At 60.0% G+C, this 15,378-nt stretch carries 13 protein-coding genes; 5 read left to right on the top strand and 8 right to left on the bottom strand.

Annotated features, from left to right (window positions below; translation table 11 throughout):
• Positions 1-10 precede the first annotated feature (10 nt).
• Positions 11-658, top strand: a complete 648-nt coding sequence (locus FTW19_RS04680) for a dihydrofolate reductase family protein (protein WP_147646559.1) — start codon at positions 11-13, stop codon at positions 656-658.
• Positions 659-883: 225 nt separating this feature from the next.
• Here the strand turns inward: FTW19_RS04680 and FTW19_RS25695 are convergent, their stop codons facing one another.
• Together FTW19_RS25695 and FTW19_RS04685 are read right to left on the bottom strand one after the other, a co-directional pair.
• Complete coding sequence (locus tag FTW19_RS25695) at positions 884-1,033, bottom strand: hypothetical protein (RefSeq protein WP_187143281.1); 150 nt, start codon at positions 1,031-1,033, stop codon at positions 884-886.
• Between the two features lie 106 nt (positions 1,034-1,139).
• Positions 1,140-2,153 (bottom strand): radical SAM protein, encoded by a 1,014-nt coding sequence (locus FTW19_RS04685; RefSeq protein WP_432445171.1) that lies wholly within the window; start codon positions 2,151-2,153, stop codon positions 1,140-1,142.
• Positions 2,154-2,336: 183 nt separating this feature from the next.
• Between FTW19_RS04685 and FTW19_RS04690 the strand changes: the two genes are divergently transcribed.
• Positions 2,337-3,893: a hypothetical protein gene (locus tag FTW19_RS04690; RefSeq protein WP_147646561.1), complete on the top strand. Its 1,557-nt coding sequence runs from the start codon at positions 2,337-2,339 to the stop codon at positions 3,891-3,893.
• Positions 3,894-4,230: 337 nt separating this feature from the next.
• On the opposite strand, the gene FTW19_RS04695 is transcribed toward FTW19_RS04690, so the two are convergent.
• The 3 genes from FTW19_RS04695 to FTW19_RS04705 all read right to left on the bottom strand — a co-directional run bounded on the left by FTW19_RS04695 (position 4,231) and on the right by FTW19_RS04705 (position 7,040).
• A complete protein-coding gene (locus FTW19_RS04695) occupies positions 4,231-5,163 on the bottom strand; it encodes a PDZ domain-containing protein (RefSeq protein ID WP_147646562.1) in 933 nt (310 codons plus the stop codon).
• A gap of 65 nt (positions 5,164-5,228) precedes the next feature.
• On the bottom strand, positions 5,229-6,209 hold the full coding sequence (locus FTW19_RS04700) for a HEAT repeat domain-containing protein (RefSeq protein WP_147646563.1): 981 nt from the start codon (positions 6,207-6,209) through the stop codon (positions 5,229-5,231).
• 114 nt (positions 6,210-6,323) lie between these two features.
• Positions 6,324-7,040, bottom strand: coding sequence for an RNA polymerase sigma factor (locus FTW19_RS04705; RefSeq protein ID WP_246153729.1), 717 nt, complete (start codon positions 7,038-7,040; stop codon positions 6,324-6,326).
• Between the two features lie 516 nt (positions 7,041-7,556).
• Between FTW19_RS04705 and FTW19_RS04710 the strand changes: the two genes are divergently transcribed.
• Positions 7,557-8,645 (top strand): IS110 family transposase, encoded by a 1,089-nt coding sequence (locus tag FTW19_RS04710; protein ID WP_246153518.1) that lies wholly within the window; start codon positions 7,557-7,559, stop codon positions 8,643-8,645.
• A gap of 368 nt (positions 8,646-9,013) precedes the next feature.
• Here FTW19_RS04710 and FTW19_RS04715 read toward each other — a convergent pair whose 3' ends face one another.
• Positions 9,014-11,248 carry a sensor domain-containing phosphodiesterase gene (locus FTW19_RS04715; RefSeq protein ID WP_187143282.1) on the bottom strand — a complete coding sequence of 745 codons (2,235 nt, stop codon included), beginning with the start codon at positions 11,246-11,248 and terminating at the stop codon, positions 9,014-9,016.
• A 157-nt stretch (positions 11,249-11,405) separates the two neighbouring features.
• On the opposite strand from FTW19_RS04715, the gene FTW19_RS04720 reads away from it, so the two are divergent.
• Complete coding sequence (locus FTW19_RS04720; protein WP_147646565.1) at positions 11,406-12,695, top strand: MFS transporter; 1,290 nt, start codon at positions 11,406-11,408, stop codon at positions 12,693-12,695.
• A gap of 309 nt (positions 12,696-13,004) precedes the next feature.
• Here FTW19_RS04720 and FTW19_RS04725 read toward each other — a convergent pair whose 3' ends face one another.
• Entirely contained in the window at positions 13,005-14,093 is a 1,089-nt protein-coding gene (locus FTW19_RS04725) for an IS110 family transposase (protein WP_246153538.1), read from the bottom strand.
• Positions 14,094-14,393: 300 nt separating this feature from the next.
• Between FTW19_RS04725 and FTW19_RS04730 the strand changes: the two genes are divergently transcribed.
• Positions 14,394-14,720 (top strand): cupin domain-containing protein, encoded by a 327-nt coding sequence (locus tag FTW19_RS04730; protein ID WP_147646566.1) that lies wholly within the window; start codon positions 14,394-14,396, stop codon positions 14,718-14,720.
• On the opposite strand, the gene FTW19_RS04735 is transcribed toward FTW19_RS04730, so the two are convergent.
• Positions 14,711-15,322 carry a TetR/AcrR family transcriptional regulator gene (locus FTW19_RS04735; protein WP_147646567.1) on the bottom strand — a complete coding sequence of 204 codons (612 nt, stop codon included), beginning with the start codon at positions 15,320-15,322 and terminating at the stop codon, positions 14,711-14,713. The genes FTW19_RS04730 and FTW19_RS04735 overlap by 10 nt on opposite strands.
• Between the last annotated feature and the right edge of the window lie 56 nt (positions 15,323-15,378).

Raw genomic sequence — 15,378 nt, forward strand, 5'->3', positions numbered from 1 at the left:
AGGAGGGCTGATGTCGAAGGTTCGTGTCGCAGGGTTTGGAGTATCCATCGATGGTTTCAGTGCAGGGTTGGAGCAGAGTCTTAACGATCCAATAGGTAAAGGCGGTTTTGAGATCTTTCAGTGGTTCTTTCACACCAGGACCTTCAAGGCCATGCATAGTGATGATGGCGGCGGCTCCACGGATGTGGACGACAGCTTCGCCCATCGCGGCATGGACAACTTCGGCGCCTTTATCCTGGGCCGCAATATGTTTGGCCCGGTCCGTGGACCGTGGCCGGATGACTCCTGGAAAGGCTGGTGGGGATCGAACCCGCCGTATCATGCTCCTACTTTTGTTCTGACACACTATGAGCGTCCACCGCTTGTGATGGAAGGCGGCACAACCTTCTTCTTCGTTACCGGCGGCATTGAAGAAGCGCTGCAACGCGCCAAGGCTGCCGCAAAAGATAAGGACGTAAAGATCGGCGGAGGCGTTTCGACAGTGCGCGAATACGTGCGCGCCGGACACGTCGACTCGATTCATCTGGCAGTATCGCCCGTCTTCCTCGGGAAAGGCGAACCACTCTTCCACGGCATCGACCTGCCGGCACTGGGCTTCTCTGTAACGGAGAAGGTTGTCACCGAGAAGGCAACGCACATCGTCCTGGACAAACAGTAGAGATTATTGGAGCGAATGCACCGGGTGCCCAGGTCCGGGGTCCCCAGCGAATTCATTCGCTGGGGTAGTGTCCCTCGGGGACCAGGGCGTTCGAGCGAAGCTCGAATCGCTTTTTTGTCGAAGACAAAGAAGAGAAAAGCAGGTCCTTCGCTACCTCACCCCAGCCAGCAGAGCCGGCAGGGGACCCCATACGCTCAGGATGACAACCTAGGAACTTCGCTTCCTCTAATGATGCTTAAAAAACTGGATCGCGCGTTCATGCTTCTCCGCCGCTTCACGGCTTGAGAAGGTACCCAGATTTTTACGCTTGCCCGTCTTCTTATCGGCGTGGCGGCTGTAGATACGAAATTCGCCGGACTTGAGTTTACGGATCATGGCGATTTTGGATGCAGCTTGCCCTCGTAAAAGAAGCTTCCCCCGAAGAGCGCAAAAATAAAGAACGCTCCCCGAAAGGAGCGTTCTCGCAATACTGCTTGAGCTGCTACTGAATCTGCACCAGCTCGCCATGACCTGCCGGAGCTCCGGGGCTGGTCTGGCTGGTCTGCGGAGCGCGCCAGTGGTCGATGTAGCTGACCTGATGCACGCAGCTGATGGTGCAGCTCGGGCTGCAGGTCTTCTCCGTCAGGAACTCGCGCTTTACATCCGCCGTGGTGTACTGCGACAACGGCGTTGCAGGGAAGCCGCGCTGCTGGCTGCAATAGTGCACCAGGCCGTTCTCGCAGACGTAGAGATAGCGTCCGCCGGCGCGGCAGCGCCAGTCGTTGGTCTTGCCGTTCGCAATCGCTTCCTGGAAATGGTTGAAGCGCGAGTAGCTGCGGCGCGTCAGCTTACGGACCGCATCCCACACCGTGCGCTCTTCGCCGCCCAGCGGCTTCAACTGTCCGTCACCATCGTGGATGATGCCGATGGTCGAGCTGAAACCAAGTCCCAGGGCACGCTGCGAGATGGTGTAAGCATCCTGCGGATTCTGGATGCCGCCGCCGACCACGGAGTTGATGTTCACGTGGAAGTCGGCATGCTCCGCCAGCCACACCAGGCGCTGGTCCAGCACCTTGAGCGACTTCTTCGAGACCTCGTCCGGCATGACGTTGTCGATCGAGATCTGCATGTGATCCAGCCCGGCCTTGTTCAGGCGCTGGATACGTTCGGCGTTCAGCAGATAACCGTTGGTGATCATGCCGGCGATGGCGCCGGTCTTGCGGATACGCGCAATGATCTGGTCCAGCTCCGGATGCAACAGCGGCTCACCGCCGGAGATCGTAATCACCGAGGTGCCCAGGCGGCCCAGGTCGTCGATACGGCGCAGCATCTCGTCCAGCGGCACCGGCTTCGAGTGGTCGTCATACTCGTTGCAGTAGGCACAGGCCAGGTTGCAGCGGCGCATGGGCACAATCTGCGCCATGTAGGGATGGCCGGTGGAGAGCAACGCATGGGCAATTGAGCCCAGCTCGCGCATACGGCGCATAGCGCCCCTTACGCGGCGGCGGAGCGGCATCGGCCGCGGATTCTTCTGGGTAGCGGATTGCGTCATGGTGACCTCCTCTATTTTACCCTTTGGTCTCCCAAGGAGGCTCTTTCGTGCTTCCCGGAGGCAAATCCGGTGTCATACTGAAACCACCCATTCACAATCTGTACCGGGTCATCTGTGCTGATCTCTCCTTAGCCGAGGAATCGCTTTATGAAGAAGACCTTCAAGCATTTTCTCTGTAGGTGTGGAGTAGGGCTTCCGCATCTATGGGCGTTTTCCGCAAAGAAAACGCCACTGCACTCCTCTTCCGGGATACCCAGCAACAGGGGAAATGCTATCGTCCGCCGGATCCGCAACCGGGCCATTCTGGTCGCGGCAGCCGTCGCCGTTCCCGTCGTTGCTCTGCTGGCCCAGGGCTATGGCGGCTCGCCTATCTGGTGGGAGGCCAATACCGGAGAAAAGATGCCGCTGGCGGCCCTGTTTCGCGACTCCTCCGGCGACATCCTGGTCTACAACACCGGCGGCACGATGGGTACCCGCGACCACGCTTTCTTCTCCAAACTCGGGAGCAACGACCGCGCCTGCATCACCTGCCACCAGCCCTCGGCCGCGATGAGCGTCAACCTGGAGCGGCTGAACGAACGCTGGCAGCAGACCCACGGTACAGACGCCGTCTTTGCCGCGGTCGACGGCTCCAACTGCCCCAGCCTGCCGCAGAAGGAGAAGAGCTCGCACTCGCTGCTGCTCGAGCATGGTCTCTTCCGCATCTATGAGTCCTGGCCCGCGGCAGGCGTGAAGCCGGAGTTCTCCATCGAAGTCCTGCGCGACCCCACCGGATGCAACACCGACGCGGTCTATGGCCTGAAGTCGGCGCGGCCGACCATCTCCGTCTATCGCCGCCCCCGCATTGTGGGCAACTTCCGCTTCCTGACCGGCGGAGCCTTCACCGCCGACAGCCGTGCAGCCACTCTGGAACAGCAGGCCATCGACGCCGTCCGCATGCACGAGCAGGGCAGCGGCAATCTCTCTCCGGACGACCTGCGCCAGATCGTCGAGTTTGAAGAACAGCTCTTTGTCGCCCAGAGCCGGGACGAGACCGGCGGTGACCTCACCGAGGTCGGCTCCGCCGATGTCCTGGGCCCGTGGACGATGAGCCGCACCCGCCCAGACGACCTGCACGCGATCGCCGACCGCAACCTCACCCGTTTTCTCGCCGTCGACGATTGGCCTTACCGGCGCCCCGAGAGCGCAGCTCCGCGGGATGTCTTCCGCGAGTCAGTCCTGCGCGGCAGCCGCATCTTCTCCACACGCACCTTCCACATCGGTGAGACCGCCAACCTGGAACGCGTAGGCGGACACAAGGCGATGGACGGCACCTGCGCCACCTGCCACAGCGAGCGCTTTACCGGAGTCAGCAATCAGGCAGCATGGGCCGACATCGGCACCAGCATCAAGGGATGGATCGGTGACCGCCCGGAGCTGCCGCTCTTCAAGATCACCTGCAACACCGATGCTATGCCGCATCCGTACCTGGGCCGCGTGATCTACACCAACGATCCCGGCCGCGCGCTGGTCACCGGTAAGTGTGCCGACGTGGGCTCCTTCGTCATGCAGCAGCTTCGCGGCCTGCCCGCGCGGGCTCCGTACTTCACCGCGGGCACAGCAAAGAATCTGCACGAGGTCGTCGACTTCTACGACAAGCGATTCAGCGCCCACTTCACCGAGCAGGAGAAGCAGGACCTGGTGAACTTTATGTCCGTGCTTTAAAACCAGTTGCTGGTTGCTGGTTCCTGGTTTCTAGTTGGATCGAGAGGTAACCCACGCACTGGGTGCCCCACCATCCGGGAAACAATGGATGGGATATTCGGGGTCCCCGGCGAACTTACATTCGCTGCGGAGAACTATTCGAGCGAAGCTCGAACCGGTGGGAGCCGTGGCCTTCAGGCCACGGTCAATCAGCATCCAGAAAAGTGGGCTTTAGCCCTGGGCCTTTTCTTGTGGATTGAAAACAGCCCAGGGCTAAAGCCCTTTTCCTTTTATCCCTTTATCAGCGGGCTGAAGCCCGCTGCTCCCACCAGGAAGATCTGATGCTGTAGCGAGCCGTCTACAGAACAAACTGAAAGAGCATGGCGTGCCGGCGGTCCTGATCGTCGTCCATCTCGCCCTTCTTCTTATCCTCGAGATTGACCGTCAGGGTCTGCTCCCGCTTCTCGCGCAGGATAGTCACCGCGACCGGCTTGGACTTGCCATCGTGCAGCGCGCGCAGCCAGTCATTGCGGGTGGCTACGGCAACGCCGTTGACCTTCAGCACCACGTCTCCCGCCCTCATACCGGCGCGTTCGGCGGCGCTGTTGGGCTCGACATTACGTACCAGCAAGCCCTTGCCATTGGGCGATCCGAAGAACTCGGCAAGCTGCGGCTCCATGGGATCAAGGGTGACACCGATCCGCGGCAGGCCAAAGATCACCGAGGGGCTGGGAAGCAGCTTGTCGCCGAGGCGGGCGATGGAGCTCTCCTCCCGGCGTGACGAGCCGGTGGCATCAATCGCAGGGTCCGGAACCACGAAGTGCTGGCTCCAGGCCTTGCGCTCGATTTCGCTGCGATTCGCCAGCGTTACCTGGTAGGTCTGCTGCTGGCCGTCGCGGCTGACCACGAGAGCAATCCTGCGGCCCGGTGACGACTCGTGCAGGATACGGCGCAACTGATCTTCGTTCTCGATCGGCTGACCGTCCATCTGCAGAATCACATCGTGCTCCCGCAGGCCGGCCTTACAAGCTGGGCCGTCATGGTCAATCATGACCACCTCGACGCCACGCCCATCTTTCAGCTTCAAAGATGAGATCTGGTCCTGCGAAAGATCACGGAAGTCCACGCCGAGATAGCCCTGCGCGGAGCGGTTTCCCGCAACCAGCACCAGGCGCCATGGGGCCTGGTCGCTCCACTCCTGCGCGTGGGCTGCGGCTGTGCAGAGGCCGGTTGCCAGGGCAACGGCAACGATCGTCAGGCGAGAGATGCTATGCGCCGGAAAGTACTTCATGGCAGTACAAACTTCTTCCTCACACCAGTTCGACGAGACGACCAGCCTGCTCGTCACCGCGGTGATTACTGGATCTGACTGACGCTCTCAAGAGCGTTCATGGATGCGTTCCGTATATACGGATTGTCGTCCGTAGTAGATACCGTATGCAAGACCTGTCGTACGGAGGAATCTGCCTGCACCGGCTCCAGCATATTGATGGCCTGCATGCGGACGTCGGGGTCGTGGTCGTTCATGATCGACTCCAGCACGGCATCGCGGACCCGCTGGTCGGTGGCCAGGTAACGCTGCAGCCCGTGCAGGGCGTTCATGCGGACCTTGCTGTCCTGGTCATACCGCAGGCTGACCAGCAGGGTGTCGCGGACAGTCGATCCCTGCTTACCGGATTTCTGATCACTATCTTCGTCGCAGATGTGCCCGGCCTTGCATCCCTCGGCCAGCAGCGCTACGGAGGAGTCACGAACGTCGTTGCTGATGCCGTTCTTCGCCCCCAGCAGAAGCAGCTGCTTGATCTGCGGATCATCCAGCGTTCCCTGCGCCGTCTCCGGCACAACGCGGTTGTAGTTAACCTGCACCTGCTTGGAGTCGGGCGTCTGCACGATCGAACTGATATTGGCGATGGTGGAGTCGGCCGAATGCTGCATCAATACCGGCGGTGCCGCCTTGGGAGCGTGCGCGGCCTGGTAGCTGCTGATGGCTGAGCCACCGACAAACCCTACACCGACCAGCAAGACAGCCAACGCCGGAGCGGCCTGCACGTGATGCAGGCTGCCCATCACCAGAATGCGCAGACGTGCCAGAAGGCCCGGGGCGGGTTCTGCGTCCAGGGCCTCATCCAGCTTTACGCGTGCCTGTGCCAGCAGGTTAGGCGAGGGCTCGGCAAGCTCGAAGGCGGCCAGCGTATCCTGCATCGCCGTCAACGACTCAAGCTCCTGCCTACAGACCTCACAGCCTGCGAGATGCTCATCCAGTTCCGGGATTCTGTCGTCTGCCAACTCGCCGTATGCGAGCAGGACGACCTCGAGTTGTACCGATTCGCACTTCATTGCGTTCTACCTCTACCAGCCTCAAAAAATCTTTACTGCTCAACTGCTTTTCTGCGGATCGTCTCTATGGCTCAACCGTGCGTCCGCTTGTGTACCGCAAACTTCCCGTTCTATCTAAGTCCGAAGCTCGGCCAGATTCGACCGCAGCTTTCGGGTAGCACGGAAGAGCGTATTCTTTGCTGTCTCTTCCGTGGTATTCAACATCTCTCCGATCGTCCGGAGCTTCAAACCCTGGTAATGCTTCAACTCAAAAACCATGCGCTCGCGGGGCGTCAGCTTGGTCAGCGCGGCCATAATCCGCTCGCCCATATCCTTGCGCTCCAACTCACGTGCCGGGTTCGCCATCGCGCGTTCGTCGGAGACATTCGCCATCAGGTCCATCTCCTCCCCGGCGGCATCCAGCACCGTTGCCGGATCTTCCCGGCGGCTCTTCCGCCGGCGCAAAGCGTCCAGGCAGAGATTCGTCGCGATGCGGTACAGCCAGGTGTAGAACGAGCTGTCGAAGCGGAAATTGTGGATATGCCGGTAGGCCTTCAAAAACGCCTCCTGATGCACATCCTGCGCATCCTGCTCGTTCCCAAGCATATGCAACGCCAGCCGCAACACCGCCTGGTCGTACCGGCGAACCAGCTGATCGAAGCTGGCGCGGTCACCCCTCTGCGCTGCCCGAATCAGGTCGTCGTCTTCAGCGCGTTGCTGCGCGCGGGCATCCATCTGGGCCTGCGTCAGCCGACCGCTATTCCGTGCCGCCCGGGTTGCAGCCGCTTTTGCCATGGCTGCGGATGATTCTACCCGGCGGAGCCCAATACTGGCTCCCATACCGCTTCCCATCGGAGAAACGACGTTTGCACCCAACACTTCAGTTCGCATCTATCTCTGACTCCGGAGTCAGGAAATCAATCTCATTCAGATAGACCGTGGTGTGCGGGAAACGTAAGCAGAGGAGCGAACGGATGGGCGATCACAGGACGAGATGAGGCTTAGATCGTTGATAACGATTATCAAATTCATCTGGGCTTCAAGGGGAAAACCGTACCTCAGCGGCTGAAGCCGCTTATCTTCCGGCTTTGATTCGGCACGGCTGAAAGCCGTGCCCTTAAGCAAAACGTAGCGCCTTCGGCGCTTTATCCAAGTCCTCTTTGCCTGTCTGCCTGCAAGTGCGCCACTGAGCCACGACCGCGTAAGCCGGTCCGCACCGGCAGGTGCGGATGTCTTGCTTAAGGACACGGCTTCAGCCGTGTCGTAGGGGAGGCGAAAGGTAGGCGGCTTCAGATGGGATGAGACGGCTGGCCTCGCGAAGCAGCTAAGCTGTTCGCACGCACTCGGGGTGCTCAAGGAGACCAGCCGATGAAGAAGGTTAGCAAAGCGCAGTGGTTAGAGGAAATGGGGAGTGACAGGCCAGCGCTGACGGTAGGGCTTGATTTAGGGGACCGTTACAGCCACTACTGTCTGTTGAACGCAGGGAAGGAAGTGATGGAGGAAGGTCGTATCCAGAGTACGGAGGCGGCGTTCCGACGTCATTTCGAGGGCGAGGAGCGGCAGCGAATAGCACTGGAGTGCGGCACGCACTCTCCGTGGGTAAGCCGTTTGCTCAAGTCTTTAGGTCATCAGGTGATCGTGGCCAATGCGCGCAAGATCGCGGCGATCAGCTCGAGTGAATCGAAGAACGATCGCAACGATGCCGAGCAGCTGGCTCGCTTCGCGGCGTCTGATCCTAAGTTGCTGGCGCCGCTGCTTCACCGCAGCATGGAGCGGCAGCAGGACCTGAACCTGATCCAGGCGCGGGCTACGCTAGTACGTGCGCGGACGATGCTGGTCAACGCGTTGCGTGGCCTGGTCAAAAGCGCCGGTGGCCGTCTGCCGGCCTGTTCCACCGAGTCGTTTCCTGTGCGGGTGCGGGCATCGATTCCGTCTGTGCTGACGACGGTAGCGGTTCCGTTGTTGGAGCAGATCGCGACGTTGAACCGTCAGATCGACAGTATGGAAGAACAGATCGAAAAGCTGGGTACCAGGTATCCGGAGATCGGTGTGCTGCGTACGGTTCCAGGCGTGGGTCCTGTGGTGGCGGCCACGTATGTACTCACGCTGGACCGGCCCAATATAGCAAGCAACCGTTCCGCAGGTGCGTGGCTCGGTCTGCGACCCGGACAAAGTCAGTCGGGGGACTCGGATCCGGAGTTAGGCATCTCCAAGACCGGCAACCGATATTTACGAAGTCTGCTGGTGCAGTCGGCGCAATACATCCTGGGTCGCTTCGGTCCTGACTCAGCCTTGCGTCGCTGGGGCCTCAAGCTGGCATCCAGTGGAGGCAAGAGAGCAAAAAAGCGAGCTATCGTGGCGGTGGCCCGTAAACTGGCGGTCCTGTTGCACAGCATGTGGCGCAGCGGACAGAGCTTCCAACACTTCCCTCAACCTGCAATGGCCACCGTAGCCTGAACCGCGGATCGGCCAAAGCAGAACAATCTCGTGTCCGGGTGACTGCGCTCAGCGGCTGGGCCATACAGGTCGTGCTTCAGATAGCAGCCCCAATTCATCACCATCGGGTCCCAACAGGCACCGAGTCCCTTAGCGGCTCACTGCGAGTGCGGATAGAAGCCCCGAGATGAATCCAAAACACAACCGCAACTGCAAATACAAAAACTCTATGAAGGAAAAAACTTGACCCATACAGCCGTCTCATAGAAGCCGCTGAGGTACGGTACGATACACACGTTGCCGACCCATCTTAGGTGCCAGAACGAGAAGGCCGCGCTTGTGCGCGGCCCTTATTCAATCCTTCACTTATTCCATTATTCAATTCGCCCCTACGAAGCCATCAGCTCCGTACGCATCTTGCTATCGAGATGCCGCATCATCTCCGGCACTTCTTCCGCTGGAACCGGCTTCGAGAAGAGATAGCCCTGCCCGTATCCGCACTCAATACGGATGAGCTGCGTCAGCTGCTCCATGTTCTCGATACCCTCGGCGAGCACACGCATCCCCAGCGCCTTTCCCAGAGCCACAATCGATCGTGGAAGGCTCAAACTCTCTTCCGTCTGGTCGATGCGCTGCACGAATGAGCGATCCACCTTCAGGGCATCGAAGGGGAAGCGGTGGAGATAGCTCAGCGAGGAGTAGCCGGTGCCGAAATCGTCCATATCGATACCAATACCCAGCGCCTTGATCTCGCGGAAGAACTCGCCGGTGGTGGTATCGCTATTGATCAGAAGGCTCTCCGTCACTTCCAGCCGCAGGCTATGCGGCGGAAGTCCGCTCTCCTGCAACTGATCGCGAATGAAGCCCACCAGGCCCTTATCACCAATCTGCCGTCCGGAGATATTGACGGCGACGTTCATCTCATCGGTCAGGATTCCATCCCTGCGCCACTGCTCCGCCTGCCGGATCGCCTGCCGCAGCGTGAGCATGCCAAGATCGCGGATCAGGCCCGTCTCCTCGGCCACGGGAATAAACTCCGCCGGCGAGATCATCTCTCCATCGGGATGCTTCCAGCGCACCAGCGCCTCAAAGCCAATCACTTGCCCGCTACGCAATGCCACCTTCGGCTGGTAGTAGAGGACAATCTCGTCACGCTCCAGCGCCCTCCGCAGATCCAGCTCCAGCTGCACCCGTTTTGCCGCATCCTCGCGCATGTGCGGAGCAAAGGCCACGTGGGCCGAGCGGCCGGAGTTCTTGGCGTGATACATGGCAAGATCGGCGTTCTCCAGCATGCTCTGCGCATCGCGCACCAAGGCATCCGCGGTAGCAATTCCGATACTGGCCGAGAGGAAGAGTGTCTGTTCCCGGCTCATCACCGGAGCCTGCAGCATCTCCTGCAATCGCTGCACGTAGGCAGCAATGTCCTCCTCGCCGGGAGCATGCGCCAGCAGAATGGCGAACTCATCACTGCTGAGACGCGCCGCACAGCTATGCGGCCGGTCCGCAAGACTCTTACGGATACGCGCTGCAATCTCAAGCAGCACGATATCGCCCTCTGCATGCCCCAGGCTGTCATTGATGCGCTTGAAGTGATCGATGTCGACATAGATCACGGCATACATCTCGTCCTCGCTGGAAGACTTGTCGATGCGGCTCTGGATTCGGTCAATGAACGATGCCCGGTTATGAAGATGGGTCAGCGGATCCATGGCACGGATGCGGTTACGGTCGCTCAACGCACCCACCATGCGTTGCGGCTCACCGGCCGCGCCACTCAACAGCAGCCCGCTACACTCGACCCAGCGCCACTCACCATCGCCGTGCAGATAACGGAACTCGCAGCTAAAGTTCTGCTGGCCGTGCAACGCGTGTGCGATCTCTTCATGAATCCGCTTACGGTCGCCCCGATGGATATGCCGGTAGCATCCGCGCAGGCTGGTAATACGTTCCTGCCCGCCATAACCAAGCAGCGCGCTGCAGCGGGCTGAGAGATAGATCTGACCGGAGCGGAGATCCCAGTCCCAGATACCGTCGGAGGTCGCGCTGGTAGCCAGCCGGTAACGTTCGCTGGCGAGATCGATCTGTTGCTTCGCCTGTTCAAGCTGCAATGCAGTGGTGCGCTGGTCGATCAGATAGGAAGCTGCACTGGCCAGGTGGCGCAATAGCTCCGTCTCCCGCTCATTCAGCGTGCGCGGCTCGCGGTCGATGATGCAGAAGCTGCCGAGCCGTATGCCGTTGGGCGTGATGATGGGAGAGCTGGCATAGAAGCGGACATACGGCTCTTCCACCACAAAGGGATTGGTCGCGAAGCGAGGATCAAGACGCGCATCGGGAATGATAGTCTCGCCTTCCGTCAGCAGCGAGTGCGCACAGAAGGAGAGATCGCGCGGCGTCTCGCGGATAGGAGTTCCCTGGACCGACTTGAAGAACTGGCGATCCTTATCGACCAGTGAGATCAATGCGATAGGGACAGCAAAGATCTTGACCGCCATCGCTGTCAGCTGGTCAAAAGCCGGCTCGGAGGGCGTGTCCATGATGCAGAGGCTACGCAAGACTGCAAGACGTTCATCCTCGTTCGGGGGAAGCGCAGCCGGTACTGCTCCGGTAGGGGGATGCGTTACCATACAGCTCCACATTCGTCAGAGTCCGACACGAAAAGCGGGCCCGCTCGGTAACCTGCAAGGTACATCGTTCCCCCTGGATTGTCCATGTAGTTTCGTACAAGTGCCCTCGAGGAAACAGTCGGCTTCTGTTTTTTTGCACCCACGGTAACATGACTGCGTGACCTCCAAAATAGACGCAGTGGTTCACAAGGTTGCGTGGCGCATCCTTCCGCTCACGCTCGTACTGTATTTCATCGCCTATCTGGATCGCGTCAATATCGGCTTTGCCGCCGCGGCCATGCGGCGTGATCTCGGCTACTCCGGCACCCTCTTCGGGACGGCCAGCGGCGTCTTCTTCGCCGGCTATCTGTGTGCTCAGCTACCGTCAAACCTGGCGCTGCGCCGCTTCGGCGCACGCAAGTGGATCGCCATCATCATGGCGGTGTGGGGCGTGCTCTCGGGCCTTGTCGCCTTCACCCACACACCCACTGAGTTTCTGGTGCTGCGCTTTCTGCTGGGTGTCGCAGAGGCGGGTTTCTATCCCGGCATCATCTACTACCTCAGCATCTGGCTTCCGCGAAGCCAGCGTACACAGTTGATCGCGTGGTTCATCTTCGCTATTCCGCTGGCAAATATCTTCGGCGGCCCGCTCTCCAGCGCCATCCTGCATCACGGAGCAGTCGCAGGCCTGCGCGACTGGCAGATACTGCTGATCGCGGAGTGCCTGCCCGCCCTCTTCTTCTCCGTCATTGTTCCCTTCTGCATGACCGATCGTCCGCAGCAGGCGCAGTGGCTGAGCGAAGACGAACGCATAGCGCTGCGTACGGCAATCGCTGCCGGAGAACAGAAGGCCAGTGAGATCGGATACACCGGCACCGAAGCTTCGCTCTATGCCAGCCCGGCGATCTATCTCTTTGCACTGGTGTACTTCACCACCCAGATCGGCCTCTATGGCCTGGTCTTCTGGCTTCCGCAGATGCTCAGCGGCCTCGGCCTCCCGCAGCTTCAGGTGGGCTGGACAGTCGCGGCTGTCTTTCTTCTGGCTGCCATCATCATGTTCGCGTGGTCACGGCTTTCAGACAGCAAGGGCCAGCCCTCATGGGGACTCTCAGCTCCCATCGCGATCTCGGCAATTGGCTTTCTGCTCTCGATTCCCGCAACGCATGTCTCCGGAACCATCGGCATCGCCATGCTGGTGGCGAGCTTCGCTCTGGCCGAAGGCGGTGGACTCGCGGCAACACCGGCACTGTGGTCAGCTGTAACACTGCAGTTCCCAGGCGAACTCGGAGCACCGGCAATCGCACTGGTAAACGCCCTGGGCAACCTCGGCGGCTTCGTCGGCCCCTTCCTGCTGGGCTGGCTCTCAGACAGAGGACATGGGTATGGCAGCGGCCTGGTAACAGTAGCACTGCTGCTCTTAATCGGAGCCGGCCTGGCGGTGATTGTGCAGCGCCGGGCTTCTTCCTAAGCCACAATGCTGAACGATTGAGGTTCGACCATACTGGACACGGAACATTGCCCTCAGCGGCTTCTATGAGACGGCTGTATGGGTCAAGTTTTTTCCTTCATAGAGTTTTTGTATTTGCAGTTGCGGTTGTGTTTTGGATTCATCTCGGGGCTTCTATCCGCACTCGCAGTGAGCCGCTAAGGGACTCGGTGCCTGTTGGGACCCGATGGTGATGAATTGGGGCTGCTATCTGAAGCACGACCTGTATGGCCCAGCCGCTGAGCGCAGTCACCCGGACACGAGATTGTTCTGCTTTGGCCGATCCGCGGTTCAGGCTACGGTGGCCATTGCAGGTTGAGGGAAGTGTTGGAAGCTCTGTCCGCTGCGCCACATGCTGTGCAACAGGACCGCCAGTTTACGGGCCACCGCCACGATAGCTCGCTTTTTTGCTCTCTTGCCTCCACTGGATGCCAGCTTGAGGCCCCAGCGACGCAAGGCTGAGTCAGGACCGAAGCGACCCAGGATGTATTGCGCCGACTGCACCAGCAGACTTCGTAAATATCGGTTGCCGGTCTTGGAGATGCCTAACTCCGGATCCGAGTCCCCCGACTGACTTTGTCCGGGTCGCAGACCGAGCCACGCACCTGCGGAACGGTTGCTTGCTATATTGGGCCGGTCCAGCGTGAGTACATACGTGGCCGCCACCACAGGACCCACGCCTGGAACCGTACGCAGCACACCGATCTCCGGATACCTGGTACCCAGCTTTTCGATCTGTTCTTCCATACTGTCGATCTGACGGTTCAACGTCGCGATCTGCTCCAACAACGGAACCGCTACCGTCGTCAGCACAGACGGAATCGATGCCCGCACCCGCACAGGAAACGACTCGGTGGAACAGGCCGGCAGACGGCCACCGGCGCTTTTGACCAGGCCACGCAACGCGTTGACCAGCATCGTCCGCGCACGTACTAGCGTAGCCCGCGCCTGGATCAGGTTCAGGTCCTGCTGCCGCTCCATGCTGCGGTGAAGCAGCGGCGCCAGCAACTTAGGATCAGACGCCGCGAAGCGAGCCAGCTGCTCGGCATCGTTGCGATCGTTCTTCGATTCACTCGAGCTGATCGCCGCGATCTTGCGCGCATTGGCCACGATCACCTGATGACCTAAAGACTTGAGCAAACGGCTTACCCACGGAGAGTGCGTGCCGCACTCCAGTGCTATTCGCTGCCGCTCCTCGCCCTCGAAATGACGTCGGAACGCCGCCTCCGTACTCTGGATACGACCTTCCTCCATCACTTCCTTCGCTGCGTTCAACAGACAGTAGTGGCTGTAACGGTCCCCTAAATCAAGCCCTACCGTCAGCGCTGGCCTGTCACTCCCCATTTCCTTTAACCACTGCGCTTTGCTAACCTTCTTCATCGGCTGGTCTCCTTGAGCACCCCGAGTGCGTGCGAACAGCTTAGCTGCTTCGCGAGGCCAGCCGTCTCATCCCATCTGAAGCCGCGTATCTTCTCACGTCGGTACGGCATGGCTAAAGCCATGCCCTTAAGCAAGACGGAACACCATTGGCGTTTCCAGGTCTGGGGAGAGATAGTAGCGGGCCGAAGGTCCGCTCTATCGCGGAAGCAGATTTCTCCGCTTTCGCTGCGAAATGACAAACAAAGATGCATCGTTCAAATCGGTGCCGCTGCTCCTACCGGCATCACGTATGCTGAAGCCATGAGCGATGTGGTGCACCGCAATAACGAACAGATGACCAATCCAGAGCCCGGCCTGAAGCGCCAGGTGATGAGCTATACGCCGGAGATGATGCTCGTCCGGCACACCATGGAGCCCGGATGGGTCGGTGCGGCGCACTCGCATCCGCATCAGCAACTGGTCTTTGTCGTCAGCGGACACATCGTGCTCACCACACCCGACGGCGATCACACGCTGCGTGCCGGTGACAGCATCATCGTGCCTGGGGACGCCGTGCATCAGGCGCGTGCGTTTGAGGCCAGTGAGGTATTGGACGTCTTCACGCCCTATCGCGAAGACTACGCCTGAGTGCGAAGGCCGATAGCAGGCAGCACCAGCGAAAGTAGAATTGCTGTGTCCTGTTCCGGAGTGCTGTCGGCCTCGCCGTAGAGACGGCGTTCATTCATGCCGCGCAGCATGTCCATCACAGCCCATCCGATCGGCTCGAAGTCGCGTGCTGGAATCTCACCGGCGTTGACGCCGTCTTCGAAGATCCCCACCAGCTCCCGCACGGTGGCCTGCAGCAGAGTGTGGGTCTGTTTCCGGTGGCTGCGTTCGCGGCCGAGTGTCACCAGCATGCGGTAGACATTGGGCTGCGTCTCCCAGAAACTCATACGGATCTGCAGCAGGACACGCAGGCGGTTCGCAGTTCCGGTCACGCCTTCAAGTGCCTCGCGAATGCGCTCGCGCTGCTCCTCGATGGCCTGCAGGACGGCGGCCTCGTAGATCTCTTCCTTGGAGGAGAAGTAGAGATAGAGCGTCCCTTTGGCGACCTTGGCTTTTTCGGCAACGTCGTCCATGCGGGTCTCCGCAAACCCCTTCTTGCCAAAGAGTTTCAGGGCAGCATCCAGGATCTCGGAACGGCGAAAATCCGTTAGAACCTGGCGACGGGATTTCGGTCGGACGGACACTCAAGCCAAGCTAACATAATGAATCCCGGCCGGGTTTTACCTCTCTAATGACTAGC

Source organism: Terriglobus albidus, from assembly GCF_008000815.1.
Classification (GTDB): domain Bacteria; phylum Acidobacteriota; class Terriglobia; order Terriglobales; family Acidobacteriaceae; genus Terriglobus; species Terriglobus albidus_A.